A 20,732-nucleotide genomic window follows, 5' to 3' on the forward strand; every position below is an offset into this window, starting at 1 on the left:
CTCCTCAAACGATCATCGCATCGTTGCTCTTGGGATCGACAAGCATGATATCGCCGCGATCGGCGAGTTCCTTGGCAAGCCGCACCAGCCCGCCCTGCGCCTCCTCGCAATCGCGCGCGCGCACCGGCCCCATACTGGCCATCTCCTCGCGCAGCAGCTTGGAGGCGCGCGCGGTCATCGCGCCGAAGAACAATTCCTTGATGTCGCTCGGCGCGCCCTTGAGCGCCAGCGCCATCTGCCGCTTGTCGGCATTGCGCACAATCACCCCGATCGCCGCCGGCAACAGCCCGGCGAGATCCTCGAAGGTGAACATCAGCGCGCGGATGCGCTCGGCGCTTTCGGGCACGCGCGCATCGAGCGCGGAGAGCAACGTCTCCTCCGTCGAGCGATCGAGCGCGTTGAACAATTCCGCCATCGCCTCGTGCGGATCGCGCTTCTGCGAGCGCGACAGGTTGGTCATGAACTCGGTCTTGAGCGTCGCCTCGACCTGGCTGATGACATCCTTCTGCACGGTTTCCATCCGCAGCATCCGCACGATGACATCGACCGCGAAATCGCGCGGCAGTTCGGCGGCAACGCGCGCGGCATGATCGGGGCGCAGCTTGGAGAGGATGACGGCGACGGTCTGCGGATATTCCTGCCGCAACGCGCCCGCCAGCAGCGTCTCGCTGACATTGGAGAGCTTGTCCCACATCGTGCGGCCGGACGGACCACGGATATCCTCCATGATCTCCTTCACCCGATCGTTGGGCAGCATCCCGGCGAGCAGCCGCTCGGTCGTCTCGTAGCTGCCGTGGAGCGACGCCATCGAGGCGACCTCGCCGCTGAACACCACCAGCAGATGCTCGACCACCGCCGCCGGAACACGGCCAAGCCCCGCGATCGTGGAGGAAAGCTCCTTGATCTCGTCGTTGGTCAACTGATCCCAGATCGGCGCGCCGTGATCCTTGCCCAGCGCCAGCATCAGCGCGGCCGCGCGCTGCGGCCCGCTGAAACGCTTGAGTTCGGGCGGCTCGGCGATCGTCGCCATCAGGTTCATGCAGCAATTCCCAGGCTGAAAACACGGTACGAAAAGGGAGGTGGCAGGGAAATTCGGGCGAAAACGCCGCCCCGCCGCCGCCTTCGGACGCACTTCGCTCTATTATAGGATCAAGGAACCTGCGGAGGCATCGTGGCGATCAATTTATCGAACAGCCTGGTCGGGCTGAGCATCCTGAGCGGATCGAACAGCTTCACAAGCGGACTTTCCGCGATGCCCACGTTCGAAAGCAAGGCGGTGCGCGCGGCGAAGACGCTGTTCACGCTGAAAGAAACCACGCCGCCATGGCGCGATACGGCAAGCACGGTGCCACTCTCGGTACAGGCGAAGCAAATCGCCGCGATGAAGACGATCATCGATCGGCCGGACGGGCTCGCCACGCTCAACAACGCCGATATCGGCAGTTGCTTTACCACCTACAAGGCGCTGGACCGGCTGCGCACGCTGGCCGAGCTGGCAAGCCAGTCCGGCACGTCCGATGCGCAGCGCGCCGCGCTTCAGAAAACCTTCGCGAAGGGGATGGCGGAGCTGCAATCCTTCCTCGTCTCCGCGCCATCCGATCTGGTGCATATCGCCTTCGCACAGGTTTCGTCGGCGGTGAAAAGTCAGTCGCTCGCCACCGGGAACGTCTATGCGATGACCGGCAAGGCGCTGGTGACCAACCGCGCCGACGCGATCCCCGGCCTCACCGGACAGGAGAAATTCTCCATCGCGCTCTCGCGCAACAACAGCAGCGAGACGATCACGGTGGATCTTTCCGCCGGGCCGCAGCCGCCAACGCTCGATTCTGTCGCCGATGCGTTCAACGCCGCGATCGGCAACACCAAGCTGACCAACACGGACGGCTCGCCGCTGCTCGACAAGAACGGCAATCCGCTGGCGAAATGGAGCGCCCGTTTCGTGCCGACGAAGATCGGCGACAAATGGGGCTTCAAGCTCGATCTGCCGGTCAGCAGCGATCGGATTTCGATCAACCAGATCGACGCGAAGGACGCGCTGGTCGTCGCCACAGGGCGGGGCGCGAGCGACAGCGGCACGACATCGCAGGTGTTTCGCATCAACGATCCGGCGGGCGCGGCGAACCGGACCGTCACCAAGAGCATCACCGCGCGCGACAGCCTCGCCAGCGAGCAGCTCAAACTCGCCGGCACGCCGAGCAGCAGCACCACCACGGTGACCACGCAGGCCGGCAGCAAGCCGAAGATCGAGACGAAGAAGAATTACGACGCCTTCGCCGACACCACCACCGCGGCGGCGATCACCGATGCGCAGGGCAGCACCTATATCGTCGGCACAACCCGCGGCGACGTGGGCACCAATCTGTCGAACGGCAGCGACAATCTGTTCCTCACCAAGATGGACGGGGACGGCAATATCCTGTGGCAGCGCAGCCTTGGCGCGGCGGGCGCATCTAGTGGCGCGGCGATCAGCCTCGCGCCCGATGGCGGGATCGTGGTGGCTGGCACCATCACCGGCCGGCTCGACGAGCATGTGAGCGACGGCGACATGGTCGTCGCGCGCTATAATGCGATGGGCGACGAACTGTTTTCCACCGTCATCCCCTCCGCCGGCGCGGATGCCGCGCGCGCGGTGGCGGTCGGCGCGGACGGCTCGATCTTCGTCGGCGGCAAGGTCGCGGGGGCGGGCGGCGGCGACGCCTTTGTCGCCCGGATCGACGCCACCGGGCATGTCGCCGATCGCTACACCTTCCCCGATGCCGGGCGGGATTCGCTCACCGCGCTGGCGATCGCACCGGACGGCAATCTGCTCGCGTTGGTATCAAGCGGTGGCGAGGCGCAGGTTCACAAGCTTCAGGCCGGGGCGCTCGGCACCGATCTCGGCACCATCTCGCTTGGCACGGCGGACGCGCGCGCGATCGCGGTGGCAGCGGACGGCACCATCGCCGTCGGCGGCGCGACCAGCGGCGCGCTCCCCGGCGGGCAGGTCAATGCGCCGGGCGGCGGGCGTGACGGCTTCGTCGCGCGGATCGACGCTGGCCTGTCGCAGGCGAGCATCACCTATCTGGCGACCGGGCAGGACGATCAGGTCGACAGCGTCACCTTTCTGGGCGGCGCGATCTATGCCGGCGGGCGCACGACCGGCACGCTAGGCGCATCGCGCAGCGGCACCACCGACGGCTTTGTCGCGCGGATCGACGCGGCGAGCGGCGCGATCGCGCGCGTCGACCAGTTCGGCCAATCCGGCACGCGGACCGAGGCGGTGATGGTATCGGCGGATGCCGGCGGCAACAGCGCGGTTTCCGCCCTGGGCTTCGCACGGGGCACGATCAATCCGCCGGTATCGGGCCGCGTGACGACGCTTACCGGCGCGAATGTCGGCGACAGCTTCGCGATCCGGCTCGACAGCGGCACGCTGCAACGGATCGAGATCACCGCCAACGACACGCTCTCCACGCTCGCGGACCGGATCGGGCGCCTGCTCGGATCGAAAGCGACCGTCAATGCGATGACGCTCAATGGCCGCCAGTCGCTGTCGATCACGATGAAGCCGGGGCATTCGCTGCAACTCGTCGCCGGCCCCGCGGAGAGCGACGCGCTCGCCAGACTCGGCATCGCGCCGCAGCAGATCGTCGCCGCGCCCGCCACGCCCAAAGGGATGAATACGCCAAAGGTGTCGCCCGGCGGCAATTTCAGCCTCGACCTGACGAACGCGCTGACCCTGAGCACGCTTGGCGGCGCGAAGGCGGCGCTCGCCGCGCTAACCAGCGCGGTTTCGATGAGCCAGACGGCGTATCGCTCGCTCTACTGGGACGACAGCAAGGCGCTGCTGGTCGATGGCGCGCGCAAGTCCTCCGCTGCCGGGGGCTCCACCGCGATCGAGGAAGCGCAACTCGCCAATTACACCGCCGCGCTGAAACGGCTCTCGTCGAGCGGCTCCAGCCCCTTCTTCCTGTAAGGATCGTTTATCATGGACCTTCCCCCCCTGCTCAACGGCATCCGCCGCCAGATGCAGACGCTGTCGGAACGCCAGCGCGCCATCTCCCAGAATATCGCGAACAGCGAGACGCCCGGTTACAAATCCCGCGCGGTGGCCGATGCGGATTTCTCCGATCTGGTGCGCAGCAACGGATCGGTGACGGTGGCGAAGCCGCGCGTCGAGCTGACGACGGCGATGAAGGGGCTGGGCGCGCGCCAGCCGATCGGCAATTCGCTGATGCTCGATCGCGACATCAGCGAAACCAAGCCCGACGGCAACAATGTCACGCTTGAGGATCAGTTGCTCCGCATGAGCGAGACGCAGGCGGATTTCACCGCGATGACCAATCTCTATCGCAAACAGATCCAGTTGCTGAAAACCGCGCTGGGCAAGGGCGGCAACGGATAGCGCCGGGCCGACGGCATTCAGAAAAAAAGGGGCGCCGCGCGGGGGGATCGCGGCGCCCCTTCTGCCGTCGCAGCCGGTAAATCGGGGCGCGCCGGCTGCCGGAAAACAATTTCTATGGGGTGCGCCGCGCGGCGCGTGCGCGATCGCTACAGCCGCGCGTTGATCGAGATCGGCGCCGAAACGTCCATGCCGCCAAGCCCGCCGGATGCCTCATATACCGTGCTGCGCCGGCCCGAGAGGCGCTGCGCCTCGGCGGCGATCGCTGCCATCATCTCCGCCGAAAGATCAATCTGCCGCGCGAGGATATCCGCGTTGACGGTGGAGATATCGCGCAGCGAAAGGCTAGCCTCCGCAAGCTGGTCACGCATTTCGGGCGCGATACGGTCTAGCCAGTCATCGGGGGCCTCGCGCTTCATGCGCGCGATCTCCGTCTCGATCTGGCCGGTCAGCCGCAGCTTGGCCGCCGCGATTTCGGATAGCCCCGGATGATAAGGCGCGCGGGAGACCTGATCGGTTTCCTCCTGCATCAGCGCCGCCAGCGAGGTCATCGCATCGAGAAGCCTGGTGGTCATTTTCTGGAGCCCTGAAGCTTGAGGATCTGATCGAGCACCGCCGGCGCGATGCCGATGCCGCCCGCGCGCGCGATTTCGCCGCCGATCTTTTCGGCCAGGATGCCGCGAAACACCTGCTCGCCATTGCCGCCCGAAAAATCGCCCTGATCGACGCTGTCGAGCATCAGCCGCGCCATCTGGCCGACGAACACCGCCTCGAACTCGCGCGCGGTGGCGATGTCCTTCGGCGTTGGCGCCGGGCGCTGCGGCACGGCTGCGCCGCTGGTGAGCGGCGCTGAGATATCATTCATCACTGCACCTCGATTTCGGCCTGAAGCGCGCCCGCGCTCTTTATCGCCTGCAGGATCGTAATCAGGTCACGCGGGCTGACGCCCAGCGTATTCAAGCCCGAGACGAGCGATTTAAGCGTCGCGCCGTTGACCATCGCAAGGCTCGCGCCATTGCCGTCGTTCACCTGCACGCTGGTGCGCGGCACCACGGTGGTCTGCCCGCTGGAAAAAGGCGCGGGCTGGGAAACCTGCGGGGTTTCCGACACGCTGATCGTCAGCCCGCCCTGCGCGATCGCAACCGGGGTGATCCGCACATCGGCATTCATCACCACGGTGCCGGACGCCTCGTTGATGACCACCCGCGCCGGCTGATCGACATGAACCTCCAGATCGCCGACGCGCGTGACGAGATCAATCACATTGCCGGCGAAGCCGCCCGCCGGCGCCACCTCCACCGTCGCTGGATCGAGCACCTGCGCGCTGCCCGGATAGCGGCTGTTCACCGCGTTCGCGATACGATCGGCGGTGACGAAATCGGGGTTTTTCAACGCCAGTTTCAGGCTGCTCGCCGAGCGGAGCTTGTAAGGCACCTCACGCTCGATGATCGCGCCCGCCGCGATCCGCGCGGATGTGGTCACGCCGCGCGTGACGCTCGCCGCCTGCCCCCGCCCCTTGAAGCCGGAAACCGCGACATTGCCCTGCGCCACGGCATAAATCTCCCCGTCGAGCGCGCGCAGCGACGATGCGATCAGCGTGCCGCCCTGCAGGCTGGTCGCATCGCCCATCGCGGCGACCTGCACGTCGATCCGCGATCCCGCGCGCGCGAACGGCGGCATGACGGCGGTGATCGACACCGCCGCGACATTCTGCGTGCGCATCTGCGTGCCGCGGATGTTCACCCCCATCCGTTCCAGCATCGCCTGCAACGATTCCTCGGTGAAGGGGGTGTTGCGGATGCGATCCCCCGTCCCCGCCAGCCCGACGACCAGGCCATAGCCGACGAGCTGGTTCTCGCGGACATTCTCCACGTCGACGATATCCTTGATCCGCGTCTGCGCGAGCGCGGCGGGCGCGATCGCCATCGCGGCTAGAAGGCTGACAAGGGGCAAAACGCGGCGCGGCATGATCCTCAGGCAATGGATGTTTCGCAATGACTTCATTATAGGATGAATCCGGTCATCACCGCCTGAGGGACGGCAATTCATGCGTATCGACAACCTGCCCGCCGCGCTGTTGCGCAGCATGGCCGGCGCCGCGCCAAGGCAACACGCGGCCTTTCTGCCGGGCGAGGAATTGCCTCCCGCGCCGCCCGCTCCGCTCGCGGGGCAACCGGCTGGCCCGGTGGTGCCATCGGTCGCGATGCTGGTGACGCTCGCCGCGACGCAGGACGATGTGGAGCGCCGCCGCCGCCGCGCGGAGGAGGCGGAACGCGGGCTCGACGCGCTCGAGGGGCTGCACCGCGAACTGCTCGCGGGCGCGGTCAGCCCGGCGCGGCTCGCGGAAATCGCGGCGTGGTCACGCGATCACGAAGCATCGGAAGAACCCGCGATCGCAGCGCTCCTCGCGCAGATCGACCTGCGCGTGCGCGTCGAGCTGGCGAAATTCGATATCGAGGCCTGATCGCTGCGCGCCCGATCCGTGCGTGCTCAGCTCAATCGCGCGATCCGCTGCATCGGATCACCGCGCCATTTTCCTTTGTTCGCCGTGATTTCCGGGCCGGCAGGTGATTCCACCTGTCCTGAAATCGCGCTAGTGGTTTGGTGGATCGGACCTCCGGCAAAAGCGGATGCTTTTGTCGGATACGATCCACTAGCGCCGGCGGCCCGCGATCCGCAGCACGTAACTGATAACCTCCGCCACGGCGGCATAATGCTCCACCGGGATCGGCCGGTCGATCTCGCCGCTGGCGTAGAGCGCGCGCGCCAGCGCCCTGTTCTCGACCAGCGGCACCCCATTTTCCTCAGCGATCTCGCGAATCCTGAGCGCCAGCGCGTCCACGCCCTTGGCAACCACCACCGGCGCGGCCATTTCGCCATGATTGTAATGCAGCGCGACGGCATAATGCGTGGGATTGGTAATCACCACGCTTGCCTTGGGCACGTTCGCCATCATCCGGCCGCGCGCGCGTTGCGCCTGAATGCTGCGGATCTTCGCCTTGATCTTGGGATCGCCCTCGTTCTGCTTGAACTCGTCCCGCACCTCCTTGAGGCTCATCCGCATCCGCTGGAGGAAGGCGCGGCGCTGCCACACCAGATCGAACAGCGCCAGCGCCACGACCAGCGCCGCCACCGGGCGCAACATGGCGAGCACGATGCCATGGATCGCGGAAGCGCCCTCGCTCGGGTCCGCGCCGACGAGCCGCTCGATCCCGGACGCATAGGGCCAGGCGAGCGCCGCCGCGATCCCGCCGACGAGGCAGAGCTTGGCGAGCGTTTTCAGGAATTCGACCAGCGCGCGCTTGCCGAACAGGCGCTTCGCGCCGCTCGCCGGATTGAGCTTCGACCAGCGCGGCTTGACGCGTGACCAGGCGATCATCGGGCGGCCCTGCAACAGGCCGCCGACCAGCGCGAGCACGAACAACACCGCCAGCACCGGCAGCAATGCCTTCGCCACCGCGCCCATCATGCCGGCGGCAAACTCCTGCCCGCCCTCCGGCGTGATGCGGAAATCGTCGGCGCTGCCCCACAGGCGGACGAACAGCGCGCCCATCGCGTGCATCATCTGCGCACCGGCGCCACCGATCACCACCAGCATCGCCGCGAACATCGCCGCGTGGCGCACCTCCGGCGCGATCGGCACATCGCCCTTGCGCCGGGCATCCTCCAACTTCTTGTCGGTTGGTTCCTGGGTCTTGTCGTCGTCAGACGCGCCGTCCGCCATCACCAGCTCCCGAGCATCGCATCGCCCGCGGTCCGCGCGAAGACGCTGAGCATCGTGCCAATCGTCGCGGCGGCAAGGCTCAGCCCCAGCAGCAGATTGAGCGGCTGGGCGACGAAGAAAATCTGGATCGCTGGCGCCACCCGCGCGGCCAGCCCGAGCACGACGTTGAACACCACGCCATAGATAAGCAGCGGCAACGCGAGGCTTACGCCCAGCATCATCGACCCGCCGACCGCCGCCACCGCGAGTTGCGCGAAATCATCGACCGGGGGCAGGCCGCCGATCGGAAAGCTGGTGTAGCTGTGCACGATCGCGCCGAGCCACAGATGATGCACCTGCATCCCCAGACACGCCAGCGCCGCCGCCATGCCGACGAAGCGCGACAGCATCGGCGTCTGCCCGCTTTGCGACGGATCGAACATCACCGCCGCCGAAAGGCCGACCTGCATCGAAACGATCGCCCCGGCGGTGGTCACCGCGAAGAACAGGATGCGCACGATCATGCCCATCGCCAGCCCGGTCATCAATTCCGCCACGAGCAGCACCGGCAGCACGCCGCCCGCATCCACCGCCGCGCGCGCCGGCGCGCCCACCAAATTGTAAAGCGCCGCCGACATCGCGAAGCCGATCATCAGCCTGAGCCGCGCCGGCACCGCATCCTCCCCGAACACCGGCAGCAGCATCAGCACCGCGCCGACACGGGCGAAGACGATGAAGAAAGCGGCGACGATCGACGCCAGGTCGACCGGGACGATCATCCGCCCGCCACGATGAGATCGCTGATACGCGCCATGAAATCGCCAAGCGCACGCCCGATCGTGGGCAACATCAGCAACAGCACGAAACCAACGGCGAGGATCTTGGGAACGAAGGTCAACGTCGCTTCCTGCACCTGCGTCAACGCCTGAAACAGACCGATCGTGGTGCCGACGACGAGCGATGTGACCAGAAGCGGCCCCGCGATCGTCAGCACCAGAATCAATGCCGATTGCGCCAGCGCGAAGACCTGTTCCGGCGCCATCAGATCTGCATACGCATGATGTCGCTATAGGCGCCGACGACGCGATCGCGCACCGCCACCATCGTATCGAGCGCGGTTTCCGCCGCGCCGATCGCGGTGACCACGTCGATCAGATCGCCCTTGCCGGCGACCTGCATCGCCGATGCCTTTTCGGCGGTGCGAAGCTGATCCGCGGTGCTGGAAACCAGCGTCTGCACCATTTGCCCGAAACCGCCTTCGCCATTGTCATCGGCGAGCGCGGCCGCCGGGCGCTTGGCGCCGCCAGCGATCGCGCTGCTGCGGCCATAAGCCGAAACAGCGTCCAGTGCTTCGATCGACATCAACCTTGTCCTTTTTTTCGGTTACTTCAGAAGATCAATGGTGCGCATCGTCATGGCCTTCGCGGCCTCGATCGCATTGAGATTGGCTTCATAGCTGTGCTGCGCGGCCTTCATGTCCGCCGTCTCGACCAGTGCGTTGACATTGGGCTTGAGCACATAGCCCTTGCCGTCCGCCGCCGGGTGGCCCGGCTGATAGACCCGAATGAAATCGCTGCGATCCGCCTCGATCGAACGCACCTTCACCCCGGCCCCGCCGTTCGCGCGGTCAACGGCGGCGGCGAAGCTCGCCACGCGGCGGCGATAAGGCGTGCCGCCCGGCGCCTCGGCGACCGAATCCTGATTGGCGAGATTCTCGGCGATCACCCGCATCCTGAGCGATTGCGCGCGCAACCCGGATGCCGAAATGCCGAGCGAGGTCTTAAGGTCCATCAATGATGCTCCAGCGGCGGCCCGCGCGGGGCCATTTCGACCATCATAGGCAATTTTTGCCGCCTCCCCGCCGAACCCCCAAAAAATATTCCTAAAAAGTCCTCCAGAAAGGACATGCGAATGTCAGTGCTTGAAGGCGTGATGGTCGACCTCTCGGTCGTCCTTGGTTCGGCGGAAGTGCCGATCCGTCAGATTCTCCAGATGAGCCGCGGCGCGATGATCCCGCTCGATCGCGGGCAGGACGATCCGACGCTGGTTTATGCCAATGACGAGCTGATCGCCGAAGGGCGCGTGCTGGTCGACGAAGAGGTGATGTCGCTCGAAATCGTCAAGATCGTCAGGAAGCCGAACCCGTGATGGACCTGCTGTCGCTGCTGCGCACGCTGGGGGCGCTGGGGCTGGTGCTCGGCATGTTATGGGGCGCGCTATGGGCGGTCCGGCGGTATGATCTGCAACTGCCCAACCGTGTTTCCACCACCGGCGGGCGGCGCATCGAAATGGTCGAACGCCTGTCGGTGGACGGCAGGCGCAGCGTGGCGCTGATCCGGCGCGACGATGTGGAGCATCTGATCCTGATCGGCCCGGAGGGCCATGCGATCGTCGAAACCGGCATTGCCGCCCCCGCCCGACCCGAGCGCGCCGCCCCGGAAAAGCCGGCGACGCTTCGCGACGACCTGTCCATGCTGCGAACGGGCTTCGCCGCGCTGGTCGAACGCTATCGCCCGGTGCCGGGAGGGCAATCGTCCACCCCCGCGCTGCGGCGCAAGCGCGTCGCCAAACGCGGATCGTCCGCCCGCAAGTCGCGTGTGCAGAAAACGCCGCGCTCGCCCGGCGGCGCCCCGATGGCGGAGTCCGCCAATGCGTAAGCTCATTCCCGCGATCGCTCTCGCCGCGCTGTTGCTGTTCCCCGCCATCGCGCACGCCCAGGCAAATGCCGCCGCCGCCGGCGCGACGATCACCATCGGCGGCGATGGCGCCATGTCCGCACGCGCGATCCAGCTTGTGCTGATGCTGACGGTGCTGAGCCTCGCGCCCGGCCTGTTGATGACGATCACCAGCTTCACCCGCATGGTGGTGGCGCTGTCGCTGCTGCGCACCGGGATCGGTGCGCCCGGCGTGCCGCCCAATCCGGTGATGATAAGCCTCGCGCTGTTCCTGTCGTTCGCGGTGATGGCCCCGACGTTCGAGAAATCGTGGAAAGACGGTATCGACCCTTATACCAAGGGCCGGATCACCGAACAGGCCGCGTTCGATCGCACGATCGGCCCGTTCCGCCATTTCATGCTGGGCCAGGTGCGCGATGCCGATCTGAAGCTGTTCGCCGATCTCGGCGGCAAGAAGATCGCGAACCGCGCGGAAACCCCGCTGGCGACGCTCGCGCCCGCATTCATGATTTCGGAGCTGCGCCGCGCGTTCGAAATCGGCTTCCTGCTGCTCTTGCCGTTCCTGGTGATTGATCTGGCGGTATCGGCGGTGCTGATGGCGATGGGCATGATGATGCTGCCGCCGCCCACGATCGCGCTACCGATCAAGATCATCTTCTTCGTGCTGGTGGACGGCTGGGCGCTGGTCGCCGGATCGCTGGTGAAAAGCTTCGGACCGGGCTGACGCGCTCAGCCCTCCAGCCAGGCGGCGAGGCTGTCATACGGCAGGATTCCGTGGAAGATCGCGCCGCAGAAATCCTCGTCGCTCCAGCGCGCGCTGCACGCCATCGTCGGCAATCCGGCGATCGTCAGCACGAATTCGCTGCCCGGCGCCAGCGGGTTTTCCATCCTGAGCCGCACGCCGCTCTGCGACAGATCGTCCACCGTCGCCTCGATCGTTCGGCCATAGAGGCTCACCTGCGCGGGGCATTCCACGCGGAAGCGCGGCGCGCGCGGGCGATCCTGCCGCGCGATGGCGAGGCGCGCGTCGCCCAGCACCGAGGCGACGTCGATCGGGGCGGCGAAATGAACCCCCGCCTGCCCCTCGCTGGTCCACATCACGCGCCCCGCGAACCGCTCGTCGCGCAGTTCGATCACGATATCCTCGCCGTTGCGCACTGGCGCGGGCGTCTCGATCATCATCCCGCTCGGTGACAGATTGCGGATGCGGCAGAGCGTCTCATGCCCCTCCGCGCGAACCAGCCGCGCGACGAGCAAGGTCCGCAGCGCATCGCGGTGTTCGGATCGCTCGCCGGGATTTAATGATCTGTCCGCACCCATATTATCCTCCGTTTGTATTCGCTCAATCTGGCCGCCGCAATCAGGCCGGCACCGCCTGCGTGATGGTCACGCGGCGCACCACGCCACGCCCGAATGCCTCCGGCGCGGCGCTCGCGACGACACGCCGGATCATGTCGATATTGGGAAGTTGCCCGTCGCGCCCGGACGCGAGCGGGGTACGAAACGTGCGCAGGTTCACGGCATGGAGCAGCAGCGGCAGGCGCGCGCGAACGAACGCCTCGCGCGCCTGTGGCACCTCAAGCGCGATCTCGAACCGCGTATAGCCCGTCAGCCGCCCTTCGCGATCGACCAGCGGCGCGAGCAGCCGCTCGACCGGCACGAACACCGGATTTTCCGCCTCCCGCGCGGGCGAAAGCAGCAATTGCGTGGCATAGCCCGCCCCGCCGCCAAGCCCGAGCCCGGCGACGGTGAGGAGCAGCGCAAGAAGTGGCTTCTTCATCGGATCCTTCCGTCTTTCAGAATTTGAAACTGGCGTCGCTCGGCAAGGCGGAAGGCTCGGCCTTGATGACGATCGTGATACGCCGGTTCTCGGCGCGATCCGGCTGATCCGGGAAAACCGGGCGGGTCGCCGCCATCGCCACGACCTCGGCGAAGCGATCGGGCGTGAGACCACCGGCGATCAGCGCGCTCCGCGCGGCGAGCGCGCGCGCGCCGGATAGCGCCCAATTGGCATCGCTCTGCCCGCCGCTGCCATCGGTATGCCCCTCGATCGCGAGCTGCCCGCCGCCCTGCGCCAGCCGCGCCGCGACCTTCGCCAGCATCGCGCGCGCATAGGGATTGAGATCGGCCGTGCCGGTGCGGAACATCGCCTGGCGATCGCTGTCCATCAGCGTGATGCGCAATCCTTCGCGATCCTGCTGGATATCGACCGCGCGACGCCCGCGCTGATCCTGCGGCACCGCATCCAGCGCGACCTGCAACTCGGCGGCCATCACGCGAAGCGACGTGTCCGCGACATTGGCGGTGCCGCCGCGCGCCACGCCAGCAGTGGCGGCATTGGCGCTCGGCACGCCGCTGACCGGGCTCCGATCGGGTGCGGAGCGCCGCGATTGCCCGCCCGCGCCGTTCGACACCCCTTCGACCGGCGTGGAGGGGGGAACGACCGCCGCCGTCGCGGAGAAATATTGCGCCAGCCCGTGCAACCGGGCCTTGTCCGGGTTGGCGACCAGCCAGAGCAGCATGAAGAACGCCATCATCGCGGTCACGAAATCGGCATAGGCGACCTTCCACGCGCCGCCATGGCTGGCCTTGGCGACACGCCGGATGCGGCGAACGATGATCGGGCGCTCACCGGATGAAGCGGCCATCTCATTCCTCTCCCAGCGCCGCGCGGATACGGACCTGCACCGCGTCCAGCCGGATCGCGCAGACCGCCGCGCGCGCATCCTCGCCATCCGCCACGCGTTCCAGCAACATCGCGCATTCATCCGCGTGCTGGATCACGTAATCGAAATCCTGAAACTCAAGCAGATAGCGCGATGCCAGCGCCGGATCGCCGGCCAGCACCTCGGCCAGTTTCTCCAGCCGCGCGCGGATCTCGCGCAATTCCGTCGCCACGACACGCGGCAGCGCCGCGGCGGATGCGACATCGAACACAGGCACCACGCTCATCAGAACAACTCCAGTTCGCCGACGCGCGCGGCCACCGGCACCGATATGCGCGGCGCGATCGGCTCCGGCGGCATGGCCGTCGCGAGCGTGCAGCGGCTGCGGCCATCATGCGCGAGGAATTCCACCTTGCGCGCGCGATTGCCGCCAAGATCGGCGTGCGAGACCTGGATTCCCTCCGCCGCCATGAAGCGGCGCGCGAAAGCCGCGTTCGATGTGCCGATCTCCGCCAGCCCGGCGACCATATTCGCGCCGCCATAAAGATGCGCCTGCAAATTCGCGCGTTGCGCGCCCAGCGCCATCATCGCGTTAATCAGCAATTCCATCGCATGAACCCCGTAGCGCGCCATCTCCGGCATCGAGAGCCGCTGATTTGCCGCCGGCTCGCCCAGCAGGAAGTGGTTCATCCCGCCGACGCGCGCGACCGGATCGTGCAGGCACGCCGCGACACAACTGCCCAGCAGTGTGCTGAGCATCACCCCCGGTTCGGCGACGGCACGATGCTCGCCCTGCACGATCGTGATCCGGCGCATCAGGTCAGCTCGCCGAACACGCGCTCGATCTTTTCCTTGAGAGCGGCGGGCGCGAACGGCTTGACGACATAATTGTTCACGCCGAGCGCCGCCGCCTTCTGCACGATTTCCTTGTCGGCGGAGCCGGTCAGCATGATGAACACGGTCTTGCCGATCGTCGCATCGGCGCGCACCGCCTGGAGGAATTCCAGGCCGTCCATTTCCGGCATGTTGAAATCGGAAATAATCAGATGGACGCGATCGGCGCGGATCGCCTCCAGCGCCTCGGGCGCGGTCGGCTTGTCGCGCACGTCGCGGAAGCCGAGATCCTGGAGCGCGCGGCGGATCATCGCACGCATACTCGCCTGATCGTCGACCACCATCACCTTGATCTGAGCAGCAGCGGGCATCAATGACTCCTGGAATTTTCACGACATGCGCGGAGGATCGCCTCCGGCATCGCCGACAAAGCGATTTCCTTTTCCACCGCGCCGCGTTCCATCGCGACGCGCGGCATTCCCCAGATGACGCAGGTTTCGCGGCTCTGGCCGAACGTGCGCGCGCCGGCACGGCGCATCGCGAGCAGCCCTTCAGCGCCATCCGCGCCCATCCCCGTGAGGATCGCGCCGACCGCCGCCGGGCCGATCGCCGTGACCGACGAGAACAGGCGATCCACCGACGGGCGATGGCCGCTCACCGGATCGCCCGCGCGCAGGCGGATCGCGCCGCGCACGCCGCCGGTCAGCTCCATATGCGTCTCGCCGCCGGGCGCGATATAGACGGTTCCCGGTCGCACCGGCTCACCATCGCGCGCTTCGACGACATGCGCCCGGCATTCGGCGTCGAGCCTTTGCGCGAAGCTGCCGGTGAACGCGGCGGGCATATGCTGCACCACCAGCACCGGCGGGCAATCCGCCGGCAGCGCGGGCAACAGCGAGAACAGCGCCTCGACGCCCCCCGTTGACGAGCCGATCGCGATCAACCGTTCCCCGCACGTCGCGCCCATATCCGCCTGCGCGGGAGGGGCGGCGGCGCGCGGGCGCGTGCCGGAACGCGCGGCGGCCTTCACCTTGTCGCGCAACTGGCGCGCGTGGCGCTCGAACTCGTCATGGCCGCCGGCGGGCTTGGTGACATAATCGACCGCGCCCAGCCTGAGCGCCTCGATCGTCACCTCCGCGCCGCGCGCGGTAAGCGTCGAGCACATGACCACCGGCATCGGCCGCAGCCGCATGATCCGTTCGAGGAAGGACAGCCCGTCCATCCCCGGCATCTCGATATCGAGCGTCAGCACATCGGGATTGAGCTGCTTTATCATCTCGCGCGCGGCGAAGGGATCGGGCGCCATGCCCACCACCTCGATTTCGGGATCGGCGACAAGAATGCGGTGCAACGTGGCGCGCATCGCCGCGCTGTCATCCACGATCAGCGTTCGGATCGGCTGCATCACGCGCGCTCGGGCTTGCGATAGATGGTGTGCCCGCACGATTCCATCGCGCGCGCCGCCGCGCCGAGCAGGCGTTCGGAGTGGCCGATATAGAGCAGGCCGCCCGGCACGAGCTGGTCGATGAGCCGCAGTTGCAACTCCTCCTTCGCCTGATCGTCGAAATAGATCATCACGTTGCGGCAGAAGATCGCGTCATAGGCGGCCTTCAGCGGCCAGGGATCGAACAGGTTGAGCACATTGGCCGTCACCAGCGCGCGGGCGCGCTCGTCCATCACCATCGCGCCACCGTCCGCGGTGGGCTGCATCCACAGGCTGCGCCACGGCTCGGGCACGCCTTTGGTCGCATGATCGGCGTAACAGGCGTTGCGCACCGCCTCTACCACGGGCGGCGCGATATCGGTGGCGAGCAGCCGCACGTCGCGATCGCGCAGCCAGCCCGCCGCCGCGCGATCCCGCCCCAGCAGACACATCGCGATCGTATATACTTCCTCACCCGACGAGCAGCCGGCGGACCAGATGCGGACCGGCCCCTGCTTCTGCCGCAGCCGGGGCAGGAGAACCTCCTCGAAATGGGTGAAGTGATGCGGCTCGCGAAAGAACAGGGTGTGATTGGTGGTGAGCGCGACCACCATCGCGTGCCGCTCATCGGCATCGCGTTCGACGAGCGCGACATAATCGCTGAAGCGCGTCAGCCCGAAGGTGCGGAGCCGCCGCGCGAGGCGGGATTCGACCAACGTGGTCTTGGCCTCGCTCAGCGCGATGCGCGCGTCTCTCTGCATGATCGCGGCGATGGCGGCGAAATCGCGCGGCGAGATCGCCATGCCCGCACCGCCCCCGCCGCCATCGGCGGGATCGGCCGGGGCCGCGAGCGTCGCCACGCCCGGCGCGATGCTCATGCCGCGATATCCAGATGCCGGGTGAGGCTGAGCGCATCGAGATCGAGCAGCAGCACCATTTCGCCCTTTTCGTCGCGCGACCCATCGCGCTGGCGGATCGCGATCCGCACCAGCCCGGCGATCATGCTCGGCTCAAGCGTTTCCGTCTCGGGCGCGGGCTGCACGTCGGCGGCGGCGATCGCGACGATCTCGTTGACCTCATCAACCAGGAAACCCGCCTGGCGCCCGGCGATGCTCACCACCAGGATGCACGAGCGCGGATGTATCTCGCTCGCCGCCCAGCCCAGCCGCTCGGCCAGCCCGACAACGGGCACGACATTGCCGCGCAGATTGGTGACGCCCTTGATATAGCCCGGCACGTTGGGCAGCGGGGTTGGCGCCTCCCATTCGCGGATTTCGATCACCGCGCCCATGTCGATGCCGAATGTCCGCTCGCCGAGCGAAAAGGTGACGATCTTGCGATCGGCGGCGGCGGAATCATTGGGGGCGGTCATGCGGCCATTCCTTTCGGCAGATATCGGTTGGGCGAGGCGACAAGCGCGTCGATGTCGAGAATGAGGGCGATCGAGCCGTCACCAAGGATGGTGGCGCCGCCCAGCCCGCGCACGGGGTGAAGATTCTGTTCGAGGCTCTTGATGACTACCTCGCGGCGATCGTCGATCAGGTCGACAACCAGCCCGACCTTGCCCGAGCTTTCGCTCTCCACGATGACGACGATCGGGTCAGCGACGGCGCGGGCGTCGTCAATCCCGAAGATATCACTGACGCGGCGCACCGGCACATAATCGCCGCGCATGTCGATCACCTCGTTGGTGGGCGAGAGCCGCTTCATCTGCCCCGGCTCGGGCTGGACGGTTTCGAGCACGTGCGCCAGCGGCAGCACGAAACGCTGGCCAGCGAGCCGGACGATCATCCCGTCGAGGATCGCAAGCGTCAGCGGCAACGCCATGGTGAAGGTCGTCCCGCGCCCAGGCACCGAAAGGATTTCGACCCGCCCGCCAAGCGCCTCGACGTTCGAACGGACCACATCCATCCCCACGCCGCGCCCGGAGATGTTCGACACTTTCTCCGCCGTCGAGAATCCCGGCGCGCAGATAAGCTGGTCGATCTCCTCATTGGAAAGCTGCGCATCGGCGGTGATGATCCCGCGTTCGATCGCCTTGGCGCGGACGCGTTCGCGATCAATGCCGCGCCCGTCATCCTCCACCCGCACGAAGATGCGCGCGCCACGCTGTTCGGCGGAAAGGCGGATCATGCCTTCCGCCGGCTTGCCCGCCGCGACACGCTCCTCCGCGCTTTCCAGCCCGTGATCGGCGGCGTTGCGGATCAGATGCGTCAGGGGATCGCCGATCTTCTCGATCACCCCCTTGTCCACCTCGGTCGTCTCGCCATGGGTTTCCAGCCTGATCGCCTTGCCCGTCCCCGCCGAAAGATCGCGCAGCAGGCGCGGCACGCGGCTGAACGCCTGGCGGATCGGCTGCGCGCGCAACGACATCACATTATCCTGAATCTGCCGGGTCAGCCGCGCCAGCTCGGGCAGTTCCACCCGCTGGCGATCAGCCGGTGACAGCCGATCGGCGAGAATGGAATTGCGGATCACCAGTTCGCCGACGAGGTTTAGCAGCATATCGAGCTTGCCCAGATCGACGCGGATCGTCTGCGCGCCGTCCGCCGCCGGCTTGGGCGCGGAAGCGACGGGCGCGACCGGCGCGCTCTCCGGAACGACAGGCGGCGGCGGCGCCACCTCCGCGACGAGATCATCGAGCGCCACCGCGACCGGCGTGAACCCCATATCGTCAGCGCCCGCTTCCGCGCCCGGATCGTCCGCGATCGGCGCATCCGCCGCCGGCGCGGCACGCGCCACATCGACGAACGAATCCGGGTCGATGAAATCGAAGCAATCGAGGATATCGACCTCGGCCACCTCGCCCGGCACGCGGAGCGTCCATGCAAGGCACGCGTCCTCCGGATCGAGATCGGCAAGGCCCGGCACCGCCGACGAATCGACCGACACCATTTCGCCGCCCAGCCGCTCCAGCTCGCGCACGATCAGCAGCGGTTCGCCCGCATTGGCGAGCGCCGCGCGCGACGGACGGAACGTAACCACCCATGCCGTGTCCGGCGCGGGCGGCGCATCGAAATCATCGAGCGACACCGCGACCGGGGTAAAGCCGAAATCATCGACGGCCACGACCGGCGGCTCCGCCAGCGCGGCGGGCGCGGCAGCGGGCGCGGCTGGCGCGCCGCGATTCTCCAGCACCTTTTCCAGCGCGGCGAGCGCGGCGGCGTCGGCCGGGCTGGGCGCGGTGCCGCGCGCCGCCTCCACATGGTCGCTCAACACATCGAACGCGGTCAGCATCACGCCCACCACGCCCTGCGTCGGCGCGATCCGGCCCGCGCGCACCTCGTCCAGCACATTCTCGAACGTGTGCGCGAAGGCGGTCAGCGCGCCATGCCCGAACGCCCCCGCGCCGCCCTTGATCGAATGGACCGCGCGGAACACGCCGGCGATAACCTCCGCCGAAACGTCTCCGTCCCGCATCGCCGACAGCCCCGCCTCGGCGGTCGCCAGCCCTTCGGCGCATTCCTCGAAGAAGATCGCCTGGATATCGTCGAAATCGTCGCTCACGGGCAGACCCGGCGGATCGCCGCTCCCAGCTTGTCCGCGTCGAACGGCTTGGTGATCCAGCCGGTCGCGCCGGCATCGCGCGCGCGCACCTTCTTCTCGTCCGAAAATTCGGTGGAGAGCACCAGGATCGGCGTACCGCGAAATTCGGATAGGGCGCGCACCGCCTCGATCAGCTCGAAACCGTCCATGCGCGGCATGTTGATATCGGTGATGAGCAGATCGGGCTTCAGCTCATGCATCCGCTCCAGGCCGTGCACGCCGTCGTTCGCGCCTTCGATGCGAAAGCCCTGCGCGGAAAGCGAGGCGCGCAGCAACATCCGCATACTCGCCGAATCATCGACGGTCAGAATCAACTTGGTCACAGGGAATCTCCCGTTTCGAGGCCCACCGCGGCGGCCAGCCGGCAGCGCGTGACCCGCTCCACGAACGCGGGGCTTGGGTCGATGATGGCGAAGGCGCGCCCCGCGCCGCGCGCCTCGGCGCAGGCGGCGACGAGAATCTGGAGCACGGCCTGGCCGATATTCTCCACCGCCGACGCATCGACCGCGATCGCGCCATCCCCCGCCATCGCGGCGAGCAGGCTATCGCGCAGCGCAGGCGCGCTCACGGTGGTGGCGTTGGGCGAAAGGCGCGGCGGGCAGTCCATCGGCTCAGCCACGGGCCACCGCCAGTCCGTCCCGCGCCTCATCAAGAACGGATTCGAGTTGCTGGAAGCTCGGCGCCAGTGCCGATGGCGTCATGCGGCGCGCGATTTCCACGGCGACCGTGACGGGCTGATGCTGGGCATAAGCGACGATCGCCGCCTTCGCCACGGCATAGGGCTGGCGATCGGCGTCGATCGTCTCCTGCAACTTGCCGGCGATCGGGCCGACCACGCAATAGCTTAACAGCACGCCAAGGAAGGTGCCGACCAATGCGCCGCCGATCATCGCGCCAAGGATTTCGGTCGGCTGGTCGATCGAGCCCATCGTCTTGATGACGCCAAGCACGGCGGCGACGATGCCGATCGCGGGCAGGCCATCGGCCATCACCTGCAAGGCGTGCTGCGGGCCGGATTCCTCGTGATGGTGGCGTTCGATATCGGCCTCCATCACCGCTTCGAGCTGATGCGGATCCTCGAAATTCAGCGTCATCATCCGCAGATAGTCGCAGACGAATTCCATCAGCCCGCGATCGGCCAGCAGCCGGGGATAGGCCCCGAACAGCGGGCTCGCCTCCGGCGCGTCGAGATGCGCCTCGATCCCGGTCGCGCCATCCTTCTTGAAGGTGGAAAGCAGCCCGAACATCAGCGTGAGAAGATCGGCATAATCCTGTTCCTTCCAGCGCGGCCCGCGGAATGCGCGTTTTATGCCGGCCATCGCTTTCTTGAGCGTCGCGGTCGAATTGCCGACGATGAACGCGCCAAGCGCCGCGCCCGCGATCGCCATCATCTCATGCGGCAGCGCATGAAGGATGATCTCCAGCTTGCCGCCGGAAATGATGAAGCTCCCGAACACACAGCCGAGAATGATGAGGAAACCTGCGCCGTTCAGCATGGCGGGAG

28 protein-coding genes are annotated in these 20,732 nt (G+C 67.0%); 6 read left to right on the forward strand and 22 right to left on the reverse strand.

Annotated features, from left to right (window positions below; genetic code table 11):
• Window positions 1–4 precede the first annotated feature (4 nt).
• Window positions 5–1,039, reverse strand: coding sequence for a flagellar motor switch protein FliG (locus Q0316_RS19290; protein ID WP_298675594.1), 1,035 nt, complete (start codon window positions 1,037–1,039; stop codon window positions 5–7).
• Window positions 1,040–1,171: 132 nt separating this feature from the next.
• Here Q0316_RS19290 and Q0316_RS19295 point away from each other — a divergent pair, with 132 nt between their 5' ends.
• Window positions 1,172–3,955: a hypothetical protein gene (locus Q0316_RS19295; RefSeq protein WP_298675596.1), complete on the forward strand. Its 2,784-nt coding sequence runs from the start codon at window positions 1,172–1,174 to the stop codon at window positions 3,953–3,955.
• Between the two features lie 12 nt (window positions 3,956–3,967).
• Entirely contained in the window at window positions 3,968–4,384 is a 417-nt protein-coding gene (locus Q0316_RS19300; RefSeq protein WP_298675599.1) for a flagellar basal body protein, read from the forward strand.
• 146 nt (window positions 4,385–4,530) lie between these two features.
• On the opposite strand, the gene Q0316_RS19305 is transcribed toward Q0316_RS19300, so the two are convergent.
• Genes Q0316_RS19305 through Q0316_RS19315 form a run of 3 tightly spaced genes read right to left on the reverse strand, consistent with a single transcriptional unit; the run spans window position 4,531 to window position 6,349 of the window.
• Complete coding sequence (locus Q0316_RS19305; RefSeq protein ID WP_298675601.1) at window positions 4,531–4,956, reverse strand: flagellar protein FlgN; 426 nt, start codon at window positions 4,954–4,956, stop codon at window positions 4,531–4,533.
• Window positions 4,953–5,246, reverse strand: coding sequence for a rod-binding protein (locus Q0316_RS19310; RefSeq protein ID WP_298675603.1), 294 nt, complete (start codon window positions 5,244–5,246; stop codon window positions 4,953–4,955). Before Q0316_RS19310 ends, Q0316_RS19305 begins: the two co-directional genes overlap by 4 nt.
• The gene (locus tag Q0316_RS19315; RefSeq protein WP_298675605.1) at window positions 5,246–6,349 is read right to left on the reverse strand and encodes a flagellar basal body P-ring protein FlgI; all 1,104 of its coding nucleotides are present in this window, start codon (window positions 6,347–6,349) and stop codon (window positions 5,246–5,248) included. The genes Q0316_RS19310 and Q0316_RS19315 overlap by 1 nt, the downstream gene beginning before the upstream one ends.
• Window positions 6,350–6,428: 79 nt before the next feature.
• On the opposite strand from Q0316_RS19315, the gene Q0316_RS19320 reads away from it, so the two are divergent.
• The gene (locus Q0316_RS19320; RefSeq protein ID WP_298675606.1) at window positions 6,429–6,845 is read left to right on the forward strand and encodes a flagellar assembly protein FliX; all 417 of its coding nucleotides are present in this window, start codon (window positions 6,429–6,431) and stop codon (window positions 6,843–6,845) included.
• A 189-nt stretch (window positions 6,846–7,034) separates the two neighbouring features.
• On the opposite strand, the gene flhB is transcribed toward Q0316_RS19320, so the two are convergent.
• From flhB to flgC, 5 genes are read right to left on the reverse strand one after another with little or no spacing between them, the layout of a single operon-like run.
• Window positions 7,035–8,105, reverse strand: a complete 1,071-nt coding sequence (gene flhB, locus Q0316_RS19325) for a flagellar biosynthesis protein FlhB (protein WP_298675609.1) — start codon at window positions 8,103–8,105, stop codon at window positions 7,035–7,037.
• A complete protein-coding gene (gene fliR / locus Q0316_RS19330; RefSeq protein WP_298675611.1) occupies window positions 8,105–8,863 on the reverse strand; it encodes a flagellar biosynthetic protein FliR in 759 nt (252 codons plus the stop codon). Before fliR ends, flhB begins: the two co-directional genes overlap by 1 nt.
• Window positions 8,860–9,126: a flagellar biosynthetic protein FliQ gene (locus Q0316_RS19335; protein ID WP_298675614.1), complete on the reverse strand. Its 267-nt coding sequence runs from the start codon at window positions 9,124–9,126 to the stop codon at window positions 8,860–8,862. Before Q0316_RS19335 ends, fliR begins: the two co-directional genes overlap by 4 nt.
• Window positions 9,126–9,446 carry a flagellar hook-basal body complex protein FliE gene (locus Q0316_RS19340; protein WP_298675616.1) on the reverse strand — a complete coding sequence of 107 codons (321 nt, stop codon included), beginning with the start codon at window positions 9,444–9,446 and terminating at the stop codon, window positions 9,126–9,128. Before Q0316_RS19340 ends, Q0316_RS19335 begins: the two co-directional genes overlap by 1 nt.
• Before the next feature lie 21 nt (window positions 9,447–9,467).
• The gene (gene flgC / locus Q0316_RS19345; protein WP_298675619.1) at window positions 9,468–9,875 is read right to left on the reverse strand and encodes a flagellar basal body rod protein FlgC; all 408 of its coding nucleotides are present in this window, start codon (window positions 9,873–9,875) and stop codon (window positions 9,468–9,470) included.
• A 120-nt stretch (window positions 9,876–9,995) separates the two neighbouring features.
• On the opposite strand from flgC, the gene Q0316_RS19350 reads away from it, so the two are divergent.
• From Q0316_RS19350 to fliP, 3 genes are read left to right on the forward strand one after another with little or no spacing between them, the layout of a single operon-like run.
• On the forward strand, window positions 9,996–10,232 hold the full coding sequence (locus tag Q0316_RS19350; RefSeq protein WP_298675622.1) for a FliM/FliN family flagellar motor switch protein: 237 nt from the start codon (window positions 9,996–9,998) through the stop codon (window positions 10,230–10,232).
• Window positions 10,232–10,741 carry a flagellar biosynthetic protein FliO gene (locus Q0316_RS19355; protein ID WP_298675624.1) on the forward strand — a complete coding sequence of 170 codons (510 nt, stop codon included), beginning with the start codon at window positions 10,232–10,234 and terminating at the stop codon, window positions 10,739–10,741. Before Q0316_RS19350 ends, Q0316_RS19355 begins: the two co-directional genes overlap by 1 nt.
• Window positions 10,734–11,483, forward strand: coding sequence for a flagellar type III secretion system pore protein FliP (gene fliP / locus Q0316_RS19360; RefSeq protein ID WP_298675627.1), 750 nt, complete (start codon window positions 10,734–10,736; stop codon window positions 11,481–11,483). Before Q0316_RS19355 ends, fliP begins: the two co-directional genes overlap by 8 nt.
• Window positions 11,484–11,488: 5 nt before the next feature.
• On the opposite strand, the gene Q0316_RS19365 is transcribed toward fliP, so the two are convergent.
• The 13 genes from Q0316_RS19365 to motA form a co-directional block, all read right to left on the reverse strand.
• Window positions 11,489–12,079, reverse strand: coding sequence for a PilZ domain-containing protein (locus Q0316_RS19365; protein WP_298675630.1), 591 nt, complete (start codon window positions 12,077–12,079; stop codon window positions 11,489–11,491).
• A gap of 40 nt (window positions 12,080–12,119) precedes the next feature.
• Window positions 12,120–12,539: a hypothetical protein gene (locus tag Q0316_RS19370; protein ID WP_298675633.1), complete on the reverse strand. Its 420-nt coding sequence runs from the start codon at window positions 12,537–12,539 to the stop codon at window positions 12,120–12,122.
• A 16-nt stretch (window positions 12,540–12,555) separates the two neighbouring features.
• Window positions 12,556–13,407 carry a flagellar motor protein MotB gene (locus Q0316_RS19375; RefSeq protein ID WP_298675636.1) on the reverse strand — a complete coding sequence of 284 codons (852 nt, stop codon included), beginning with the start codon at window positions 13,405–13,407 and terminating at the stop codon, window positions 12,556–12,558.
• Between the two features lies 1 nt (window position 13,408).
• Window positions 13,409–13,711: a hypothetical protein gene (locus Q0316_RS19380; protein WP_298675639.1), complete on the reverse strand. Its 303-nt coding sequence runs from the start codon at window positions 13,709–13,711 to the stop codon at window positions 13,409–13,411.
• Complete coding sequence (locus Q0316_RS19385; protein ID WP_298675642.1) at window positions 13,711–14,241, reverse strand: chemotaxis protein CheD; 531 nt, start codon at window positions 14,239–14,241, stop codon at window positions 13,711–13,713. The genes Q0316_RS19380 and Q0316_RS19385 overlap by 1 nt, the downstream gene beginning before the upstream one ends.
• Complete coding sequence (locus Q0316_RS19390; protein WP_298675644.1) at window positions 14,241–14,630, reverse strand: response regulator; 390 nt, start codon at window positions 14,628–14,630, stop codon at window positions 14,241–14,243. The genes Q0316_RS19385 and Q0316_RS19390 overlap by 1 nt, the downstream gene beginning before the upstream one ends.
• A complete protein-coding gene (locus tag Q0316_RS19395) occupies window positions 14,630–15,664 on the reverse strand; it encodes a chemotaxis response regulator protein-glutamate methylesterase (RefSeq protein WP_298675647.1) in 1,035 nt (344 codons plus the stop codon). The genes Q0316_RS19390 and Q0316_RS19395 overlap by 1 nt, the downstream gene beginning before the upstream one ends.
• On the reverse strand, window positions 15,664–16,485 hold the full coding sequence (locus tag Q0316_RS19400) for a protein-glutamate O-methyltransferase CheR (RefSeq protein WP_298675799.1): 822 nt from the start codon (window positions 16,483–16,485) through the stop codon (window positions 15,664–15,666). Before Q0316_RS19400 ends, Q0316_RS19395 begins: the two co-directional genes overlap by 1 nt.
• 71 nt (window positions 16,486–16,556) lie before the next feature.
• Window positions 16,557–17,054: a chemotaxis protein CheW gene (locus Q0316_RS19405; RefSeq protein WP_298675650.1), complete on the reverse strand. Its 498-nt coding sequence runs from the start codon at window positions 17,052–17,054 to the stop codon at window positions 16,557–16,559.
• Window positions 17,051–19,189, reverse strand: coding sequence for a chemotaxis protein CheA (locus Q0316_RS19410; RefSeq protein ID WP_298675653.1), 2,139 nt, complete (start codon window positions 19,187–19,189; stop codon window positions 17,051–17,053). Before Q0316_RS19410 ends, Q0316_RS19405 begins: the two co-directional genes overlap by 4 nt.
• Complete coding sequence (locus Q0316_RS19415) at window positions 19,186–19,551, reverse strand: response regulator (RefSeq protein WP_298675656.1); 366 nt, start codon at window positions 19,549–19,551, stop codon at window positions 19,186–19,188. Before Q0316_RS19415 ends, Q0316_RS19410 begins: the two co-directional genes overlap by 4 nt.
• Window positions 19,548–19,847 (reverse strand): STAS domain-containing protein, encoded by a 300-nt coding sequence (locus Q0316_RS19420; protein ID WP_298675659.1) that lies wholly within the window; start codon window positions 19,845–19,847, stop codon window positions 19,548–19,550. The genes Q0316_RS19415 and Q0316_RS19420 overlap by 4 nt, the downstream gene beginning before the upstream one ends.
• On the reverse strand, window positions 19,840–20,724 hold the full coding sequence (gene motA / locus Q0316_RS19425) for a flagellar motor stator protein MotA (protein ID WP_298675661.1): 885 nt from the start codon (window positions 20,722–20,724) through the stop codon (window positions 19,840–19,842). The genes Q0316_RS19420 and motA overlap by 8 nt, the downstream gene beginning before the upstream one ends.
• Window positions 20,725–20,732 lie beyond the last annotated feature (8 nt).

The organism is uncultured Sphingomonas sp., from assembly GCF_937871615.1.
In the GTDB taxonomy this organism is placed as follows: domain Bacteria; phylum Pseudomonadota; class Alphaproteobacteria; order Sphingomonadales; family Sphingomonadaceae; genus Sphingomonas.